Source organism: Flavobacterium sp. ACAM 123 (assembly GCF_000264055.1).
GTDB lineage: Bacteria > Bacteroidota > Bacteroidia > Flavobacteriales > Flavobacteriaceae > Flavobacterium.
This window is the reverse complement of the sequence record NZ_AJXL01000063.1, coordinates 1-20,077: the sequence shown is the minus strand read 5'-3', so window position 1 is coordinate 20,077 and position 20,077 is coordinate 1. Positions and strand designations below refer to the sequence as shown.

18 protein-coding genes are annotated in these 20,077 nt (G+C 31.8%); all 18 read left to right on the top strand.

The window, feature by feature from the left end; genetic code table 11:
- Positions 1-239: 239 nt before the first annotated feature.
- The 18 genes from A3SG_RS0111985 to A3SG_RS20840 all read left to right on the top strand — a co-directional run bounded on the left by A3SG_RS0111985 (position 240) and on the right by A3SG_RS20840 (position 19,468).
- Positions 240-2,036 (top strand): ABC transporter ATP-binding protein, encoded by a 1,797-nt coding sequence (locus A3SG_RS0111985; protein WP_029596781.1) that lies wholly within the window; start codon positions 240-242, stop codon positions 2,034-2,036.
- A 455-nt stretch (positions 2,037-2,491) separates the two neighbouring features.
- The gene (locus A3SG_RS0111980) at positions 2,492-3,169 is read left to right on the top strand and encodes a hypothetical protein (protein ID WP_016990260.1); all 678 of its coding nucleotides are present in this window, start codon (positions 2,492-2,494) and stop codon (positions 3,167-3,169) included.
- A 74-nt stretch (positions 3,170-3,243) separates the two neighbouring features.
- A complete protein-coding gene (locus A3SG_RS0111975) occupies positions 3,244-3,981 on the top strand; it encodes a hypothetical protein (RefSeq protein WP_016990259.1) in 738 nt (245 codons plus the stop codon).
- 158 nt (positions 3,982-4,139) lie between these two features.
- Entirely contained in the window at positions 4,140-4,541 is a 402-nt protein-coding gene (locus tag A3SG_RS21620; protein ID WP_157485439.1) for a hypothetical protein, read from the top strand.
- A 9-nt stretch (positions 4,542-4,550) separates the two neighbouring features.
- Positions 4,551-5,699 (top strand): glycosyltransferase, encoded by a 1,149-nt coding sequence (locus A3SG_RS0111965; RefSeq protein WP_016990257.1) that lies wholly within the window; start codon positions 4,551-4,553, stop codon positions 5,697-5,699.
- A 4-nt stretch (positions 5,700-5,703) separates the two neighbouring features.
- Positions 5,704-6,822 carry a hypothetical protein gene (locus A3SG_RS0111960; RefSeq protein WP_016990256.1) on the top strand — a complete coding sequence of 373 codons (1,119 nt, stop codon included), beginning with the start codon at positions 5,704-5,706 and terminating at the stop codon, positions 6,820-6,822.
- Positions 6,823-6,835: 13 nt separating this feature from the next.
- A complete protein-coding gene (locus tag A3SG_RS19775) occupies positions 6,836-9,058 on the top strand; it encodes a sugar-transfer associated ATP-grasp domain-containing protein (RefSeq protein WP_016990255.1) in 2,223 nt (740 codons plus the stop codon).
- Positions 9,059-9,558: 500 nt separating this feature from the next.
- Positions 9,559-10,875: a phenylacetate--CoA ligase family protein gene (locus A3SG_RS0111950; RefSeq protein ID WP_198008518.1), complete on the top strand. Its 1,317-nt coding sequence runs from the start codon at positions 9,559-9,561 to the stop codon at positions 10,873-10,875.
- Positions 10,875-11,966, top strand: a complete 1,092-nt coding sequence (locus A3SG_RS0111945; protein WP_016990253.1) for a glycosyltransferase — start codon at positions 10,875-10,877, stop codon at positions 11,964-11,966. The genes A3SG_RS0111950 and A3SG_RS0111945 overlap by 1 nt, the downstream gene beginning before the upstream one ends.
- A gap of 4 nt (positions 11,967-11,970) precedes the next feature.
- Complete coding sequence (locus A3SG_RS0111940; RefSeq protein ID WP_016990252.1) at positions 11,971-13,137, top strand: glycosyltransferase; 1,167 nt, start codon at positions 11,971-11,973, stop codon at positions 13,135-13,137.
- A gap of 4 nt (positions 13,138-13,141) precedes the next feature.
- Positions 13,142-14,314 carry a glycosyltransferase family 4 protein gene (locus A3SG_RS19770; RefSeq protein WP_016990251.1) on the top strand — a complete coding sequence of 391 codons (1,173 nt, stop codon included), beginning with the start codon at positions 13,142-13,144 and terminating at the stop codon, positions 14,312-14,314.
- A 154-nt stretch (positions 14,315-14,468) separates the two neighbouring features.
- A complete protein-coding gene (locus A3SG_RS0111930; protein WP_016990250.1) occupies positions 14,469-14,699 on the top strand; it encodes an acyl carrier protein in 231 nt (76 codons plus the stop codon).
- Positions 14,700-14,710: 11 nt separating this feature from the next.
- Entirely contained in the window at positions 14,711-15,769 is a 1,059-nt protein-coding gene (locus A3SG_RS0111925) for a ketoacyl-ACP synthase III (protein WP_016990249.1), read from the top strand.
- Positions 15,769-16,530 (top strand): SDR family NAD(P)-dependent oxidoreductase, encoded by a 762-nt coding sequence (locus tag A3SG_RS0111920; RefSeq protein WP_016990248.1) that lies wholly within the window; start codon positions 15,769-15,771, stop codon positions 16,528-16,530. The genes A3SG_RS0111925 and A3SG_RS0111920 overlap by 1 nt, the downstream gene beginning before the upstream one ends.
- Before the next feature lie 25 nt (positions 16,531-16,555).
- Positions 16,556-17,203 (top strand): MBL fold metallo-hydrolase, encoded by a 648-nt coding sequence (locus tag A3SG_RS19765; RefSeq protein ID WP_198008517.1) that lies wholly within the window; start codon positions 16,556-16,558, stop codon positions 17,201-17,203.
- Positions 17,204-17,313: 110 nt separating this feature from the next.
- The gene (locus A3SG_RS0111910) at positions 17,314-17,961 is read left to right on the top strand and encodes an acetyltransferase (RefSeq protein ID WP_029596778.1); all 648 of its coding nucleotides are present in this window, start codon (positions 17,314-17,316) and stop codon (positions 17,959-17,961) included.
- A 31-nt stretch (positions 17,962-17,992) separates the two neighbouring features.
- Positions 17,993-18,694, top strand: coding sequence for a sugar transferase (locus A3SG_RS0111905; protein WP_016990245.1), 702 nt, complete (start codon positions 17,993-17,995; stop codon positions 18,692-18,694).
- Between the two features lie 33 nt (positions 18,695-18,727).
- Complete coding sequence (locus tag A3SG_RS20840) at positions 18,728-19,468, top strand: YdcF family protein (RefSeq protein ID WP_083832444.1); 741 nt, start codon at positions 18,728-18,730, stop codon at positions 19,466-19,468.
- Positions 19,469-20,077: the final 609 nt, after the last annotated feature.

The window sequence follows — 20,077 nt, the reverse complement described above, 5'->3', positions numbered from 1 at the left end:
AAACTGTATTCTCGTAGGCAATATCTCATCACTTCTTTTTTATGGAGATTTATTTGGACATAAATCTTACTCAATGTTTAATTTACTACAAAATAAGCCAACAACAGCATTTGAGAATTTTGACTTCTATTGGAAAAAAGTAAAAAAATTATGAGTGAATCCTTTACCCTTCAATACTTACTAGAACTAAATCTTTTTTTTAAAATAATATTTAAATTGTAAATAATTACAATTATACAATGAATTTCATAAAACAACTCCTTTCCAACTATTTTGAAAACCTAGCCTACTTTTATAAATACTTACGCTACCGCATATTTGTGATGATTTTGCTAGGCGTCATCGTAGGGGTTTTAGATGGTTTTGGGCTAGCCATGTTTATGCCATTATTAGAAATGGTTAATGATTCTAAACAAGCAAGTGGCTCTTCATTAGGAAATTTAAGCTTTTTGGTCAAGGGAATCCAAGCTATGGGTTTTTCATTAAGTCTTACTCTAGTTTTGGTGATCATGATTTTTTTCTTTTTGTTCAAAGGGATTGTTACATTTATTGCAAGTATTTACAATGCTATTTTACGTCGATTTTTCATTGACAAAGTACGAAATCAATTACTTTCGGCTTTCAATGAAATAAAATTCAAGTATTTTGTTACTTCAGATGTGGGACGTATTCAGAATACGATGTCAGTAGAAATTGAACGAGCTTCTGCTGCTTTTTATAATTATGCCAATACGCTGCAACAAGCCATTATGGTGCTGGTTTATGTAGGTTTTGCCTTTTTCGTAGACATTCGCTTTGCTGTATTAGTTACTGTCGGCGGCCTACTATCCAATTATTTGTACAAATCCATTTATAAAAAAACAAAAGGAGCATCACAAGAGTTTTCTAAAGATTCCCATCTGTACCAGGGGCAAATCATCCAATATGTGTCCAATTTCAAATATTTAAAAGCGACTGCACTACTTGATGTATATTCAAATCACCTTCGCAAGAGCATTGATGCCATAGAGGAAAGTCGTTTTAGAATAGGAAAATTAAGCGGTATTGTAGGCTCAGCTCGTGAACCCATTTTAATTATGGTAGTTGCTATTGTGATCTTAATTCAAACGCGATTACTAAATGCTTCCTTAGGGCCTATATTAATCAGTTTGTTATTTTTTTACAGGGCTTTATCTTCCTTAATGAATTTACAAAACTCGTACAATCGCTTCTTAGAATTGGTTGGTTCATTGGATAATTTAATAGCTTTCCAAAAAGAAATAACCCACGAAAAAGAACTGAACGGTACAATAACAGTTGAAAAATTAAAGAGTTCCATCGAATTAAAAGAGGTTTGCTTAGCGTATGATCAAGTCGATATTCTAAAAAATATTACTTTAAATATCACTAAAAATGAAACGATTGCTTTTGTAGGTGAAAGCGGTAGCGGAAAAACTACTCTTGTTAATATCTTGGCAGGCTTAATACCAGCTGACAAAGGAATCGTATTAATTGATGGACAGAATCGAACGAATCTAAACATTAAAACCTATCAAAAAAAGATTGGCTACATTACCCAAGACCCTGTTATTTTTAGCGACACTATTTTTAATAATGTAACACTGTGGGCAGAACCTAATGCTACGAATATTAGTCGTTTTATAGATGCGCTACAAAAAGCAGCGATCGCTACTTTCGTTAACGAGCAACCTTTAGGCCCTGAGACAATATTAGGCAATGATGGCGTGAATTTAAGTGGTGGTCAAAAGCAACGCATTTCTATTGCTAGAGAATTGTATAAAGATATTGATGTTTTAATCATGGACGAAGCAACTTCAGCACTGGACAGTGAGACCGAACGAGCCATACAGCAAAGTGTTGATGCTCTTAAAGGCCAGTACACTATATTTATGGTAGCGCATCGTTTATCCACTATTCGCAATGCGGATAGAATCGTGGTAATGAGCAAAGGTAAAATTGAACAGATAGGCTCATATGATGATTTACTCACGACTTCGCCATTGTTTAAAAAAATGATTACCCTGCAAGAATTATAAAAACTGCCAATAAAGTTACTAATACAAGAATAAAAGTTCATCACAGTTCTATTTTAAAGTTAGTTAAAACCTAACGATATCCTTATCTGAACATCCTGAGAAAAGAAAGAGCTACTAAACATGCTGCACCACCCATTACTCAAATTATTTAACGAATCTATTTGAAACCGATTTTAAAAACATAACAAAAAAAAAATTTACGACTTGTTAAGCCTCGAGAAGCAAGAAGCTTTATTTAACAATATGATTACGTGTGGTGACAACGTAATTCCTAGATTTTAAATTAAAAAAACAGATGTTCAAAACAATCATAACCTCTCTAGTCACGGTAAGAAACTATCTTATTTAACAAAAAATTTGATTTATTATCTAAAATAAACAATAGTAAATTTCGGGTAGATACTAAAGCCGATTTTGTAGTTTCTATTGCGAGTTATCCTAAACGCAGTCACTTATTGCCAGCTGTTTTTGAAGCATTAAACAAACAAACGGTAGTGCCTAAAAAATGGATTTTAGTTTTGTCTGAAGAAGAGTGGCCCAACTTAGTTCTGTCTTCATTTTTAGAAAAGTTAGTAAAAAGAGGTTTAGAGATTGTTTGGGTTAAAAACAATACCTATGCGGTAAAAAAATTAGTTCCTATAATTGAGAAATATCCTGAATTAGCAGTGATAACTCTTGATGATGACATCATTTATGAACAAAATTTAATAGGCAATTTGGTTAAAAATGTTAATGCAACAGAAGGGTGTGTAGTAGGTCATGTTGGTAAAACGATGATCCAAAAAAACAAAAAACTTCAAATGTTGTTTAGAGACAATAAGATTACAAATAGTAAAACTAATTCTGCACAAGTATTTTTAATAGGTTGGGGAGGAATTTACTATCCTTCAAATGCCTTATCAAAAAAAGTTATAGATAAGGATGCTATTCAACTAATTGTACCTGGAAGAGGTTCTGATATTTGGTTTTGGGCGGCAGCGATTGCTAACAACACAAATCAATATTGTATCGAAGCACATAATAATAAAAACCTCGGAATTCCTATCCCATCAACAAATAGCACAAAACCAAAAGATACACCACCAGCAAATCAACTTGAAGAGCGCTTCCAAATGACCATAGTATTTTTTTGAAATTCGACGAAAAATTAGTAGCGACACTACCCAATAAAATTTAGAATGAATGCTAGATAGAATCATAACAAAAAATGGATAAAGCGCAACGAGGTTATCTTATATTATTATTTCTTTTTTCCCCTTTTTTAGGTGTATTTAAAATATTTAAACTAAAAAACGAAAAAGACATTACCTTTTTCACAACCTTGTTTTTTGGTTTAGTGGGAAGTGCTTTTGTTTATATCAAAGGAACAGATGGCCATTCGCATTTGATGAATGCAAAAGCAAATTATCTTGATATGTCTTTAGGCGAATTTTTTACGAAATCCTATGAAATTCTAACCTTTGGCGCAACCAAGGGAACTACCGATATTTACTTGCATATTATTTCTTTCCTTTCAGCTTCTGTATTACAAAAACCAGAACTGATACATGTATTTGCGGGCTTTGTATTGGGTTACTTTTTTATAAAATCGGTCTTGCTGGTTTTGAAAGATAATTTATTTGTAAAGAAAAGCTATATTTTGTTAGGTTTTATTACGTTGTTTCTAATGATACAAAGTATTGGTGCATTAAATTCCATCAGAATGTGGACTGGTATGTGGGTACTCTTTTATGGTTCGTACAGTTGGGCTATGACTAAAGAAAAAAAATATTGGTACGTAATTTTATTTTCGGTATTTGTCCATTTCTCCTATGCCGTCATATTAATACCTGTTGCACTCGCTTACTTATTACAAAAACAAAAAAAATACTTGTTGCGCTGTACGTTGTTTCTTTTTTTACCACTGCAGCATTTTCATCTTTTGAAGCCTACATCCCAAAAGTAGATTTACTTGAAAGTAAGCAAAAAACCTATGCAATTGACTCTGATGAAAAAGCAAAACGATTTGCAAAAGATAATCTCTACAAACAAAAACAAATAGTCAATACAAATTTTTATAAAGCTTCAGGACAAACAAACTATTTAAACTATAGTATAGTTGGTTTGTCAGTTATACTGATTGTGTTCTATCTAAAAAAGACAGCTGATGCTAATCTAAATTTTTTAGTAGCAGTTGGTATTGGCCTATATACTTTTTCAAACCTCGTAGCTTTCTCGCCATCATTGCAAGGCCGAACTAAAACAATTGCGGCTACCTTTCTATTGGCAGCGGCCATACACTTACAACTCAACTTAAAAAACTATTATTTAAGTGCTAAATCCACAAGATTCTTAAATCTTGGATTGGTTCTTTTTTTACTATCGTCAATTCCTATATTCCTCTTCTATTTATCTGACATACTCTTTAATATTAGTTTCTTTATACTGTTGTTGCCACCTATTTCTTGGATTTTGGGTGATGGAGATTATTCTATACGAGGGGTAATAGGATTATTAATCGATTAAAATTACATAATGAATATAGCGATTTTAATAAAATATGATTTTGACCCCACAGCTGGTGGTGTGCAAAGAGTAACTGATAATCTTTCAACTATTTTTTATAATGCAGGTCACACTATTATAATAATATGTTTTACAGACATAGAACAGGATTATTTACATAGTCCCATCCCTGTTTTTACAGTGAACAGTGAAACTGATTTAAAAAATTTAATTAGAAAACAAAAAATTACAGTTGTAATAAATCAAGAAGGCTATTCCCGAAAATTTACCAAGCTAGTACTAAATAGTCGACGACCTGATACTTATGTGATAAACAATTTGCATATCAATCCATTAAATTTTTACGATAACTACAGGCAATTTATTGGACTATTTTTAAAAAATCACAAACTAAGCCTTTTGAATAACATACTAGTGCATAAAACTATCTTGGGATATCATATTGTCAAACAACGTTATGATCTTAACTACATCATTAAACACACCAATGCTTTTGTAATGCTTTCAGAGCGCTTCAAGCCTGAATTATTTTTTTTAGCACCAAGTCTAAAAAAGTTTGAAAAAAAAATACATGGAATTGGTAATCCTTTTACACTGCCCGATATTGATATTACCTTACTAAATAAAGAAAATATAATACTTTTTGTTGGACGTCTTAATATTTTACAAAAACGAGTAGATCTTTTAATGGAAATATGGAAAGATTTACACCAAAAATTGCCTGAATGGAAGTTTTGGGTGGTAGGAGAAGGAGAAGATCAAGATTATATGAAGGATTTTTGTAAAAAAAATCAATTAAATAGAGTGACTTTTTTCGGAAAGGATAACCCCAATGACTATTATAAAAAAGCGAAAATTTTTCACTTGACTTCAGCTTTTGAAGGTTTTGGTAATGTGTTGGTAGAAGCGCAAAGTTACGGTTGTGTGCCCATTTTATTTAATTCTTACTCGGCTGCTCAAGATATTGTTACTTCTACCGAAAATGGAATTTTAATAAAACCTTTTGATGTTAATGCATATGTTGATGAAACCATATCACTAGTACTTAATCCAGAAAAACTGTCGGACATGGGGTTAAACGGCTATGAGAATACTAAAATATTTTCATATCCTGAAACCTATAAAAAATGGGAACAAGTTTTTAATAGTTTAAAATAGCAAAATGCTAAAATCCATCATAAAAAACCTCTCCAATCTCCCAGGTTGGCGCACCAACAGAAAAATAGTTGTTATCGAATCTGACGATTGGGGAAGTATTCGTATGTCCTCTAAAAACGCTTATGATACATTGTTATCAAAAGGTCTAATTCTTGATAAAGGCGCTGGCGCTAGATACAACAAGTATGATACCTTAGCTTCTGCCGAAGATTTAAACTGCTTATTTGAAACCTTAAATAGTGTAAAAGATAAAAACAATCACAGTGCAAAGTTTACTGTGGTTAGTCTAACCTCAAATCCTGATTTTGAAAAAATAAAAGAAAGCAAGTTTGAAACCTATTTTTATGAACCTATTACAACTACGTTAGAAAAGTACAATAAATCAGACGCATTTGCTCTTTGGCAAGAAGGAATAGCCGCCAATACATTTGTACCCGAATTTCATGGTAGAGAACATTTAAACGTGCAACCGTGGATGCGAGCATTGAAAAAGGGTGACAGAGAAGCTTTATTAGCTTTTGATTATGGAATATGGTGTAACGACCAAAAAGAGGGAATGGGATTCCAAGCAGCATTTGATTTGGAGTTTGCTACTGATTTGGAGGAACAAAAAACAATCATCACTGATGGTTTACAGCTTTTTGAAAAACTACACGGTTACAAAGCTCGTTTTTTTGTGCCACCTAATGGTCCTATAAATAATGAGCTGGAAAAAGTTGCAGCAACGGCAGGAATAGAGTTTATGTCTTCACCCAAAATTCAAAAAGAAGTCCTTGGTGAAGGACGAACCACAACACATTTTAGGTACTTAGGCAAAAATAACAAGTACGGTCAAACCTATATTACCCGAAATGCCTTTTTTGAACCGTCGGGTTCTTCCAAAAGTGAAGTTGCTTCCTGCCTAGCGGAAATTGAATTGGCTTTCAAATTTAAAAAACCAGCAGTTATCAGCTCGCATCGTGTGAATTATATTGGAGGTTTATCCGTTAAAAATCGCGATAAAGGTTTGATACAACTCAAGGAATTATTAAAAGCGATCACAAAGAAATGGCCAGAAGTAGAATTTATGACATCTACGGAATTAGGGGAAATAATAAGAAAAAAGAATAGAAAAAATATTTAATAATGTCAAGGATTTGTTAAGCTCTTCAATATCTAATTCAAAAGGATGGAAAACAAACCGAAAAATTGTTGTTATTGAAAGTGATGATTGGGGAAGTATTAGAATGCCTTCTAAAGAGGTTTTTGAAAAGTGTTTAAAAGCAGGTTATCCTGTTAATTTAAATCCTTACGAAAAAAATGATAGTCTTACTAGTAAAATAGATTTAGAAATGCTTTTTGAATTATTGACTACGTACAAAGATATAAATGGAAATCATCCTGTAATTACCGCTAATTGCGTCGTTGCAAATCCTAACTTTGAGAAAATAGCTGAAGATAAGTTTCAAAAGTACCATTATGAATTAATTCATGACACATTTCAAAAATATCCCCTTCATGCAAACAATCTGGAAATATGGAAAAAAGCCAATGAGGAAAAAATATTCCATCCACAATTCCACGCTCGCGAGCATGTAAATGTAAGTAAACTAATGAATGCTTTGATTAATAAAAATCCTGAAGTACACTTTGGATTTAACAATTCAATGCCTGGTAATTTAATTAAAGATGATGTCAAAAGTGGAAACCTATATGTGGAAGCAACTTATTATAAAAATGATCAGGATAAAAAAGACAAATTAAACATTTATTTAGAAGGACTTGATCTATTTGAAAAAACCTTCGGTTATAAATCAGAGTCTATTATTCCTCCAAACTATACTTGGAATAGAAGCTTTGATAAAAATGTAGTAGAAAAAGGAGTTCGTTTTCTTCAGGGACAAAGAAAAATGAGAGAACCTGCTCTTACTAAAGATACTTATTATCACCGTTTTCAAGGTCAAAAAAATGAAACAGGATTAATTAATTTAGTTCGCAATGTAAGCTTTGAACCCTCAATAGTAGCAATAGATAATCAAGTCGGTGCTTGTATTAATGCAATTTCAATTGCATTTCGCATGAACAAGCCTGCTATAATAAGCAGTCATAGAATTAATTATGTAGGTTTTATTAATCCAAATAATCGTGATAAGTCGTTAAAATTATTAAATAACATAATAAAAACAGCTTTACAAAAGTGGCCGGATATAGAATTTATGACCTCTGATGAACTAGGTATAACAATTAACAAAGATTATAGAAAAAAAAGAATAATTAAGTTCCTTGTGAACAATAGAATAAAACGTATTTCAAAAGTTTATAATAATAAAATGCGAAATTTTGAAGGTGCTAATTTAATGGTTAACATTGATTTAATTAAACTTCATAAAGAAAAATATAGAGCAATATCTAATAAATCTATTAAAATTCATTGGCTGAACATCTATGTTAATAGTTCTAAAATTGAAAGTTCAAATTTTGTACCAGAAAGTATCTATTATACATTAATTGAACCCGTTTTAAACAATATCCATTTAAATTTAGCTTATGCTGATAAAAACATTTATGATTTAATTTACGAACAAAATATATTTCCATTAACTATTCTTCGGAACATAAATGGCAATTTTTATGGCTCAACGTATGAACCTGTTACTATCAAAACTAACGTAGATTTAAAAAAATATATAAATAAATTCCCCGCATTAATAGTTAAACCTTCTTTAGAGTCTGGGGGGGGGCAAAATATTCATTTGTTTAAGCAATCTAACAATGTCCTGGTTGATGATAAAGAAAATACATTAAATATACAATTTCTTGAAGATACTTTTAAAAGAAATTATGTAATTCAAAAATTAATTTTACAACATGTAGGCTTAAGCAAATTTAATCCCACATCAGTAAACACTATTAGAGTGTTAACATATTTAAGTTCTGAGACCGGAAAGATTGAAATTCTACATTGTATACTTCGTGTTGGTGCAAGAGGTGCGTATATTGATAATTCAAGATCAGGTGGCTATGCTGTAGGAATTGATGGTAACGGCATTTTAAATAAATTTGCAACGAATAAATTAGGAACACATTTTACAGACGTTAATGGTTTAGATTTAACAAAGCAACACGTCATTCCACATTTTCAGGAAATTAAATCTAAAGCTTTAGAAATCAGTTCAAAATATTTACATTTTAGATTATTAGGCTTGGACATGACTGTTGATAATAATGGAATGACTAAATGTATAGAAGTTAATACTAGTGGAAATGAAATAAGCTTTTACCAACTAAATAATGGACCGTTATTTGGTGAATTTCATGACGAAATTATCAGTTATTGTGTAAAGAACAAATCTCGAATTTATGAAAGTTATACGATTTAATATATCCATTGAATAATAAGGGTCGGCTTGAAAAATTATATTTATTTTGCTTTACCCAATTAATTTATTGAATTATATTTTTTCGTCGTCCTTAACCGCTTTTTATTTTACTTATGTGGTATTAAATAATGAATAAAAGTCCGCTTCTCAGCCATTTATTTTAGGCATAGTTGCAAAAAAATGTCATTACACAGGTCAAAAAAATAATTATAAGCAATGCTACACGGTACGAAACGTAATATTTGAACCATTCCTTGATCAAAATAAGAACTGGGCAGAGTCAGCATTTAATGAAATAGAAAATGCTTTTTTTTGGAATACACCAGCAATAATTTCATCTCATAGAATTAATTATGTCAGTAATCTTTCTCAAAAAAATAGAGATTTAAGTTTAAAGCATTTAGAGTCCTTGCTTAAAAAAATCAACTTGAAGTACCCAGATGTTTTGTATCTATCGTCTGCCCAATTAGCAGATTTAATCAAATAAAAAAATGTATATTTTGATAAGAAAAACTTTGTCTTTATGCTATAAATCTATATTTAACAGTAGACAATTAAAACTTTACAACCAAATTAGGAAAAGAGATATTTTAGATTTACATGAAAATTTAAAATACCAAAAAGAAAAACTGTTTGTTATTTTGCAAATTGCTTGTGAAAATATTGCTTTTTACAAGCAATTACGATTAGATTTAGTTAATTTTTCATCATATGAAAACTTTCAAAAAATTCCATGCATGACTAAAGATTGTATCAGGCAACAGTCTGATTCTTTACTAAATAAAGAATATGAAAATCTGACTAATATTTTTAAAAATACTTCAGGTGGCTCTACGGGAGAACCTATTGGCTTTTACCAAACAAAGTTACAAGCACATCATGGAATGGGAAATTATTGGTTTTCTCTGTTTTTAAATAAAATAGATATAAATGAAAAATCGATTAACTTGTGGGGAGCCCAAAGAGATATGCATGCTGATAAAACTTCATTTAATTTTAAATCATACTTTAACAACGTAATAGTTTTAAACACTTTTGTATTAAGTGATGAGATAATTAATAGTTATGTACAGAGAATGAATAGTATTAAACCCGCTTTTATTAAAGCTTACGTACATTCAATATACGAAGTCGCGAAATTTATTAATAAAAACAATATAGTTCTAGAATTTACACCAGTCATTCATTGTACAACAGGACCTTTATATCCTGAAATGAAAATGGAGATAAAAAAAGCTTTTAACAATGCACATGTATACAATTTCTACGGATCACGTGAAGTATCTGCAATTGCAACAGAAGTTTGTAACGAAAAAGGTTTATTTGTTATGTATGATAATGTTTTTGTAGAAATACTGGATGATAATGATAAACCAGTGAAGAAAGGTGAAGAAGGTAATATAGTGATAACGACGCTTAATAATGATTATATGCCCTTAATTCGTTACAAGATTGGTGATCGTGGTATAAAGGGCGATGATATAGAATTTGGAACTCTTAAGTTGGACAATGTAACAGGAAGAACTTTGGGAGTAATTCATAAAAAAGATAAAACTCGAGTTGATGGTCAATTTTTTACCACCTTGTTTTTTAATAAAGAAGGAATAAAAAATTTTCAAATAATACAAAAGTCTATTGATAAAATTGAAATAAAAATAGTGAAAGCTGAAAAGTTTATCAATGCTGAGCTTGAAGATGCTTTATTTAAAATTAAAGACGAATTAGGAGAGATTGATATTGATGTTGAGTTTAAAGATAAAATTGATTTAACGGCTACAGGTAAAATAATGTATGTATATTCCGAATTAAATAATTAATGAAACCTATAAAAGTCTGTTTCCTCATTCCATCCCTGAAATCAGGTGGTATCGAAACCTATTTGCTCCGTTTTTTAAAGCATCAAAAAGATAATTTAAACGCAACTGTTTTAATAAGGAATTACGAAAAAGGAGAATTGTATGAAGCATATAAAGCTACGGGAGCGACTTTAGTTTTTAAACCCTTAGGCTATTTCAACCCTGCAGCAATGTACTGGTATTATCAATTTTTTAAAGCTCAAAAGTTCGATACGGTTTGCGACTTTAGTGCAAACTTTGCAGGTCTTCCAATGGTATTAAGTAAAATGGCGGGCGTAAAAAAGCGCATTACTTTTTATAGACAAGGTAGTGATCTTTTTAAAAAATCAGTTGGTAAGCAATTATACAATAACGTAATGAACATCTTAGTTTATAGCTATTCTACGGCTATTTTTGCCAATTCTAAAGTGGGTCTCGATTTCTTCTTTCCTAAAAAACGTCCAAATGACACCCGTTTTAAAGTCATTAAAAATGGAGTAAATAGTGCTGATTATTTAAATTATAAGGAATCTAAAAAAGAAGTTCGAAAACGATTGGAATTGCCAGAAAGTGCCTATATTGTTGGACACACAGGCCGTTTTACTGAAGCTAAAAATCACTTTTTTTTACTAAATGTCGTTAGCCTGTTAATGAAACAAGAGGCAAATATACATTTAGTGCTTATAGGAAATGATACTTATCAATTAGCACCGCATCTCAAACAATTGGGTATTCAAGATAAATGTACAGTATTAGGTTACCAAGCCAATATTCCAGAGTACCTAAATGCCTTTGATTTATATTTTTTCCCATCCATTACCGAAGGACAGCCTAATGCATTAATAGAGGCGATGATTTCTGGTTTGCCTATTGCAGCCTCCAATATTGATGCCATTAAAGAATGCTTACCTACGAATAATCAAAATTCTTTATTTGATCCGTATAATGTAGAAACAACAGTTCAAAAAACACTAGAAATAATAAAGAATCCACAAAATTATGCCTACCAAGAATTTGCAAAACAAAACTTTGATGCAGCCATTCAATTTGAAGAATTTTTTAAGAATCTATAACTAAATGAAAAAAGTATTATTTGTACACGATGGACCAATTTACACTAATGCGGACCAATCCATTTTTTATGGCGTGCATTATAATGACATATTGGTAGAGCGCTACTCCTATTTTGGTAACAAAGTAAGTTTTATGATGCGGAGTGCAGCAGTATCAATACAACAAGCTAAGAATTATTCTGTGATTCAACATCCTGCTTTCTCCTTTATTGAAGTGCCAAATTTTAAATCTATAGGAGCCTATTTTAAAAAAAGTGAGGCTGTTAACATAATTAAAAAAGCGGTTGATGAACACGATGTGATTATTTTACGCTTGCCTAGTGCTATTGGTGCTATCGCTTTTGACTATGCCACAAGTATCAATAAACCAGTATTAATTGAAAAAGTAGCTTGTGTTTATGATGCACTATGGAATTACGATTGGCGCGGAAAATTAATTGCTAATCAGAAGATGAAAAAATACCAAAGCATTTTACAGAAAGCTTCTCACACTATTTATGTAACGGATCATTTTTTGCAAAGCAGATATCCTACTAAAGGGAAATCAATAGGATGTTCTGATGTGATTGTAAATGATCTCGATGTTTCCATTTTAAACAATAGAGAACTTAAAATTAAAAATGCACCACAAATTTTGACTTTAGGAACTGTAGCCGCAATAGATGTTCCCTATAAAGGGCAAGCAGATGTCATCAAAGCAATTGCAATCTTAAAGAGAGAAAACATACTTTTCCACTATAAAATAGTTGGGCAAGGTGATGCTGGCAGACTTACTAAAATTATCGACAACTATAGTGTAGCAGATTTAGTAGAAGTGGTAGGCCCATTGCAACAAGAAAAAGTTTTTGAGTTTTTAGATGGGATTGATCTATACATTCAACCAAGTAGAACAGAGGGAATGCCTAGAGCTATTATAGAAGCCATGAGTAGAGCGTGTCCAGTTTTAGGCTCTGATGTAGGTGGAATTCCAGAATTAATTAGTGAAAATGCCTTCTTTGAAGCTGGAAACGTGACTGAAATCGTTGCAATGCTAAAGAGTTTAAAGCAAGAAAATTTAGCACAATGGGCTAAAGAAAACTTTTTAAAATCAAAAAATTTCAAAAAAGAAACTTTAGATATTAAAAGAGAAAAATTTTATAAGACATTTTTACAAGATTTTTATTTAGAATAAAACGATGAAAAAAAAAATATTATTTGTAGCCAATATTCATAAACATTTTCGTGCTTTTCATATTCCTTATATCGAATATTTAAAAAGGGAAGGATATGAAGTGCATGTGGCTGCAAACGATCCCGATACATTAGTACCAGAGGCAGACAAGCAATATAACTTGCCCATAAATAGAAATCCATTTTCGAGAAAAAATTTAAAAGCTATTGCTGAGTTAAAAGCGATTATTGATATTGAAAAATACAGTCTTATTCACTGCCATACGGCCATGGGATCAGTAGTAGCTAGAATTGCAGCTATGGCATTTAGAAAATCAGGAATGTTAAAAGTACTTTACACCGCACATGGTTTTCATTTTTATAAAGGGTCTCCTAAATTATATTGGTTATTGTACTATCCTATGGAGAAGTACTTAACAAAACACACCGATGGACTCATCACCATCAATACGGAGGATTATGAATTCATTAAGACTAAAGGAAACCCACTAACAGCTTACTTCCGTATTCCTGGCATTGGCGTAAATGGAAAACGATTCAATACGGTCACTACAGTAGAAAAAAATGAAATCCGTAGCCGTCAGGGCTATCAAACCACTAATTTTATAATGATTTACGCGGCGGAATTTATACACCGAAAAAATCATCAATTTTTAATTGAAGCTTTAGCCAAACATAAAGAGGACTTTCCTAATTTCAAACTACTATTTTGCGGACGGGGCCAACTCAAGGAAGAAATGGAAAATCTAGTAAAACAGAATAATTTAGAAAACACTATAACCTTCCTAGGGTATCGAACCGATATTGATGAATTGTATAAAATGGCTGATGTAGGTGTTTCTTCTAGCAGGCAAGAGGGATTAGGACTCAATTTGATTGAAGAAATGATGTGCGGTTTACCCATACTAGCAACAAAAGATAGAGGACATAATGAAATTGTTATTTCAGGTGAAAACGGGTACTTATTTGAGCAAGGTAATACAGCCGCTTTTATAAAATATCTTAAATTATTGTATAATAATACGATTTTAAGAGAAAAAATGGGGGAAAAAGCTTTTGAACGCTCTCAGAAATTTGAAATTACAAATTCTCTTTCAGAAATGGATAAAATCTATAAACAATTTCTGCGCGACAATAATATACACATTAATCAGTTGCAGGCAAATATTAAAAACTAACATCGACAACTACCGCAATCAACCATTACATCCTTATAATTTTGATTGTGAAAATCAGAGCGCATTAATTTTGATTTTTACTTTCCACAAATTTATTAAAACAAAGCTTTAAAATATATTTCAACAATACTAACACAATTAAAATAAGACCATTATGACAACAAAATTTTTAGAAATGATTAAAGAAGTATTTGAAATAGAAGACAGAACTATCGCAATGGAGGATACTTTTCGTGATTATGACGAATGGGACTCACTTACACATTTGTCCCTTATCGCAGAAATTGACGATGTTCACAACGTAGTCATTGAAGATGAGGCGTTCAGATATCTAACCACTTTAGATGACCTCTTTACAGAAATTCAAAAAAGAGTCAATACTTAAATTAAACTTATATGGCAACTCTTTCGTTTAAAAAAATAGGAATTTTAGGGATGGCAGCAGCAGTACCAAAAAATACTATTGATAATTATACATACACAGAGTTCTTTCCTGCAGCGGATGTTAAAGGCATTGTAGACAAGGTAGGAATCAAAGAACGTCGATTTGCTCCAGAAGGAATGTGTGCATCCGACCTATGTTTTGCAGCAGCAGAACAACTAATCCACGACTTAAAAATCAATAAAGAAGAAATTGATTTACTTGTTTTTGTTTCCCAGACTCCAGATTATCGCATGCCTGCGACCTCAATTACTCTCCAACATCGTCTAGGATTGGGCAAGCATACTGCCGCATTTGACATCAGTTTAGGATGTTCCGCATTTATCTACGGACTTTCTATAGTCTATGGTCTAATGCAAAGTGGTGGTTTTAGAAAAGCCTTATTATTAGATGGTGAAACCCGTTCCAAAATATACTCCCCAAAAGACAGAAAAACGGCTTTTCTCTTTGGAGATGGCGGAGTTGCTGCGATAATCGAACAGAATGAAAAATTTGGAGAAAGCTTTTTCTCTTTAAACTCGGATGGATCATTAGCTGATTTAATTAAAATAGATGCTGGAGGTTACCGAAATCCTAGTTCTGCAGAGTCGTTAAACGAAAAAGTGGTAGATGAGCATGGAAATGTTCGTAATGACGAACAAGGATACATGAACGGTGCCGATGTGTTTAACTTTGTTTTGAAGGAAATTCCCAAAAACTTTAAGTCGGTTCTGCAGCAATCCAACAATACAAATGAATCTATAGATTTTAATATTTTTCATCAAGCCAATGATTATATGAACAATTATTTGGCAAAGAAATTAAAACTGGAAACAGCTAAGGTACCGTCTTGTATTGCACAATTTGGTAACACCTCTTCGGTATCAATTCCTCTAACAATAGTGAGTCAACTTCAAAACAAATTGGAAGGAACGAAAAAGTTAATGCTATGCGGTTTTGGAGTAGGTATGTCCTGGGCAACCGCTCAAATTACCTTAGTAGACTGTAAAATCAGTAATGTAGTAGAAATCTAATGATCAACAACCCTTTTAGCCTTTCTGGAAAAAACTTAGTAATTACCGGTGCCTCCTCAGGCATTGGCAGACAGTGCGCAATTACTGCAAATACTTTAGGCGCATTTGTCATACTGCTTGGACGTTCCAATCAACGATTAAACGAAACCGCTAGCCTCTTAAGCAATAAGAATTATCTATTATTAGCAACTGATATTACTGACTATGAGCTTACCTCAAATAGTCTAGAAGAGTTACTTAAAGATCTAAAAATTGACGGTATCGTTCACGCTGCGGGAATATCAACTACTTTACCTCTGCGAAACATTACGCCACCAAAATTGCAACCCTTTTTTGAAACAAATGTTTTTGCCCCTATTAACATTACCAAGTTGTTGATTAAAGCAAAATTTGTGAATCCTCAAGGAATGAGTATTATATTTATTTCATCCGTGATGGGAATTGTCGGAGAAATGGGAAAAACTACTTATAGTTTAACAAAGGGAGCTCTAGTAGCAGGAGCGAAATCATTAGCTCTGGAACTGGCCAATAAAAAGATTAGAGTCAATTGTATTTTGCCTGGAGTAGTAGAAACACCAATGAGTATAAATGCAGTTTATTCAAAAGATGCGGAAACCTACGATAAAATAAAAAGCCACCATCCTCTTGGATTAGGAATGCCAGAGGATGTAGCTAACGCCTGTGCATTTTTGCTAAGCGATGGCGCACGATGGATTACAGGTACTAATCTAGTAGTCGATGGCGGCTATACGGCTAGATAAAAAACTAAAAATTCCTAGAAAAAAAATGAGTAATATAGCTAGATCACATGACTACCACATTCAAGTTGTAACTAATGATCATTTTAATGCGAATACCTATATACTTAAAAGCAACAGCAATCAAAATGGTTGTTATTTAATTGATATCGGAAACTACGAGGGCGTCATACAGCTTTTAGAAAAAAACCAGTATATCAAGGGAATTTTTTTAACTCATGCACACTACGACCATATTTGCGGAATTAATAAAATTATCGATCGATTTCCCCACTGTAAAATTCTTTCTTCAAGTTATACAAAAGAAGCGCTCCGAGACAGCAAAATGAATTTATCTTTTTACCATAATACACCCATTACTTATAATGGCAACAATATCAAAGTTGTTGACGATCAAGAAACTTTAGATTTATTTCAGAATGATCAACTGACAATATTGGAAACTCCAGGACACAATAAAGGAAGTCTAAGCTTTAAAATTGGCCATGCGATTTTTACAGGAGATTCCTTAATTCCAGACAGAGCAGTAATCACTAAACTAAAAAGTGGAAATAAAGTGGAGGCCCTCGCGAGTATAATAAAAATAAAAAACAATAGTAAAATCAATGATGTGATTTATCCAGGACATGGAGAATCCTTTGAAGCCAATACTATAAACTGGAATTTTTATTTATAGCTTTCTTTCGTTAGTACCTTATGCTAGTACCTATTTATAATTGCCGGCTTTCAATAAAAAGCAATTACTACACTAAAACAGAAAATAAGCACAAAAAAAAATACAATAAAATGAAAAATATAATAATAATCGGTTGTGGCTCTCATGCCTCGGAACTTGTTGATTATATAGAATATATAAATAAAAATTCCAGTACACAGCAATATCACATAAAGGGATTGATTGATAATACTGATGCACATTACCTCCATTATAATTATAATTATAAATTTATTGGAAATATTGATGATCATGCAATTGATTCAAATGTTTATTATTTATTGGGTATAGGAAATGTAACCATTAGAAGTAAGGTTCTGGAAGAATTTAGATCTAAAAACGCAAAATTTACAGGAATTATTCATCCTACAGCATTGATTTCGAGTTCTGCAGAAATTGGAGAAGGCACCATAATTTCTCATAATGTTTCAGTAGGACCAAAAGCCAAGATAGGAGCATTTAATGTGATTAACTCTCGATGTACAATTGGACACGATACAGAAATTGGCGATAATAATTTTCTAAGTCCACAAGTCGTGTTGGGAGGCTATGTTAAAATTAAAAATTTAAATTTTTTAGGTACTAACAGTTGCGTATTGCCAGAGATTGAAATTGAAAGTAATAACAAAATTATGGCAGGTATGACTATTACCAGCAAAGTGCATAACAATGAAACCGTGTTTTTCAGATACAAAGAAAAACTTGTTGTAAAACAGTAACTATTTTTATCCTATATACCAATAAAAAATTATGTACGCTTTCCTAAAAAGAACCTTTGATTTGTCGATTTCTATAATAGGTTTACTGATCATTTTTCCCCTATTTGTAGTCATTATAATTTTCCTCCAATTTACAGGCGAAGGCGAAATGTTTTATTTTCAAGAACGAATGGGTAGGAATAATAAAGTTTTTCATATCTACAAATTTGCTACTATGTTGAAAGATAGTCCTACTTTAGGTCATAAAAACTTGACGGTAAGAAACGATCCGAGAATCACAAAAGTGGGTGGATTGTTAAGGAGAACTAAACTCAACGAATTACCTCAAATTTTAAATGTACTGGAAGGAGATATGGCATTGGTAGGTCCAAGACCACTGCTGTCCACAAGTTTCCAAAGATACAGCCCAAAGGTTCAAAAAGTAATTTATAACAATAGACCCGGCATAACTGGAATTGGTTCGCTAATATTTAGAGATGAAGAACTTTTAGTAACCACTTATAAAGAATTAGGGAAAAATCCATCAGATTACTACAAAAAGTATATTTTTCCGTATAAAGGGTCATTAGAACTGTGGTATTACTATAATCGTTCCCTTAGCGTTGATTTTAAAATTCTTTTTTTAACGTTTTGGTCATTGGTTAACCCACAATCGAATTTAGTTTACAAAATACTAAAAAATTTACCAGCTAAACCTGATTCCTTAACAGTAGCTGGAATACAAAAATTATAAAACCAAACCATTAAAACCCAATTAATAAAAAACATGCCAAACATTTCTTGGTACTTTATCCTCCTGATCCCAATTGCATATTGGCTTAAAAACGATAACCATAAAATGTTTATGGCAGTGAGTATAATAGGTTTTGTGCTGTTTATACTTTGTTCAACGAGTTATGTACCAAAAAAATTAATAAATACTATTGAAAAGACCTACACCCCTATTCAGCTAAACCAACTTGACGAAACAAAAACATATTATATCTATGTATTGGGAGCCGGCGCGTCAATAGACTCAGGTATACCAGCGACGATGAATCTAAACGCTACTGCCTTAACCAGACTAGTTGAAGGAATCAGAATCTATAATTCTTTAAATCATCCTCTTTTAGTTACTTCCGCCGCACTAGAGGATGGAATTAAAAGTCAAGCAAAATTATCGAAAGAAGCGGCAATTTCATTAGGTGTAAAAGAACAAAATATAAAAATGCTAGAAACACCTACTTCTACCTTCGAAGAAGCTAAAGCATTTAAAAAAAGATTTGGAACAAATAAAAATGTAATCCTAGTTACAAGTGCTATGCACATGCCACGAGCTGTCGAAATATTTTTAGACCAAGGTATTAAAGTAACACCAGCTCCTACAGATTACATAAATAAAATAGATAGCTTTATTTATAACGGCCTCACGATTCCCTCTTTTCAGTCATTGAATCTCTTGAATAATTATCAAATAGCAATCGTTAAGCATCTCTACTATAAGTGGTTTAAAAAACCACAAAAATAATATAAAGTACAACATCAATTGCTGCTTATCATAAGCTATAACTTAGTTTACACTCTCAATTTACAATCTTAATTTACAATTTATGATCTCATTATCAGTCCCCTTCCTCAACGGAAACGAGTGGAAGTACGTTAAAGATTGTCTCGACACTAGCTGGATATCATCTGCCGGTTCCTACGTTAGTTAATTTGAGATTTGAATGATTAAAATAGTATATAGTGAACTTATACATTTCATACTTCTAAATAAATAATCCTACTACATAATAAAGCTATAAATTATAGAAACTAAAACATTTAAAAAATAACAAATGAGAATAAATAAACTTGATGGTTTACGTGGGATTTTTAGTTTAATGGTTGTCCTATTCCATTATCGAAGTGAATACATACCTGACTTTATTCATAATAATTTTATAATTAGGCAATCAGGTTATTTTGTGGATTTTTTTTTATTTTAAGTGGATTTGTAATAACTTTTAACTATCAATCTCTTAACAAATTAGAAGATGTTATATTATACTTAAAAAAAGGTTGATTAGAATATATCCATTGCTATTATTTACGACTTTAAGTTATTTTATTATTGAAATTTTATCTAATACATTAC

Bases quoted from the DNA above. Each gene is read 5' to 3' on its own strand.
- A3SG_RS0111910 (WP_029596778.1), top strand. From the start codon at position 17,314: ATGAAAAATATAATAATAATCGGTTGTGGCTCTCATGCCTCGGAACTT.
- A3SG_RS0111945 (WP_016990253.1), top strand. From the start codon at position 10,875: ATGAAACCTATAAAAGTCTGTTTCCTCATTCCATCCCTGAAATCAGGT.
- A3SG_RS0111960 (WP_016990256.1), top strand. From the start codon at position 5,704: ATGCTAAAATCCATCATAAAAAACCTCTCCAATCTCCCAGGTTGGCGC.
- A3SG_RS0111965 (WP_016990257.1), top strand. From the start codon at position 4,551: ATGAATATAGCGATTTTAATAAAATATGATTTTGACCCCACAGCTGGT.
- A3SG_RS0111940 (WP_016990252.1), top strand. From the start codon at position 11,971: ATGAAAAAAGTATTATTTGTACACGATGGACCAATTTACACTAATGCG.
- A3SG_RS0111920 (WP_016990248.1), top strand. From the start codon at position 15,769: ATGATCAACAACCCTTTTAGCCTTTCTGGAAAAAACTTAGTAATTACC.
- A3SG_RS19770 (WP_016990251.1), top strand. From the start codon at position 13,142: ATGAAAAAAAAAATATTATTTGTAGCCAATATTCATAAACATTTTCGT.
- A3SG_RS0111925 (WP_016990249.1), top strand. From the start codon at position 14,711: ATGGCAACTCTTTCGTTTAAAAAAATAGGAATTTTAGGGATGGCAGCA.
- A3SG_RS0111930 (WP_016990250.1), top strand. From the start codon at position 14,469: ATGACAACAAAATTTTTAGAAATGATTAAAGAAGTATTTGAAATAGAA.
- A3SG_RS19765 (WP_198008517.1), top strand. From the start codon at position 16,556: ATGAGTAATATAGCTAGATCACATGACTACCACATTCAAGTTGTAACT.
- A3SG_RS0111975 (WP_016990259.1), top strand. From the start codon at position 3,244: ATGGATAAAGCGCAACGAGGTTATCTTATATTATTATTTCTTTTTTCC.
- A3SG_RS20840 (WP_083832444.1), top strand. From the start codon at position 18,728: ATGCCAAACATTTCTTGGTACTTTATCCTCCTGATCCCAATTGCATAT.
- A3SG_RS0111985 (WP_029596781.1), top strand. From the start codon at position 240: ATGAATTTCATAAAACAACTCCTTTCCAACTATTTTGAAAACCTAGCC.
- A3SG_RS0111905 (WP_016990245.1), top strand. From the start codon at position 17,993: ATGTACGCTTTCCTAAAAAGAACCTTTGATTTGTCGATTTCTATAATA.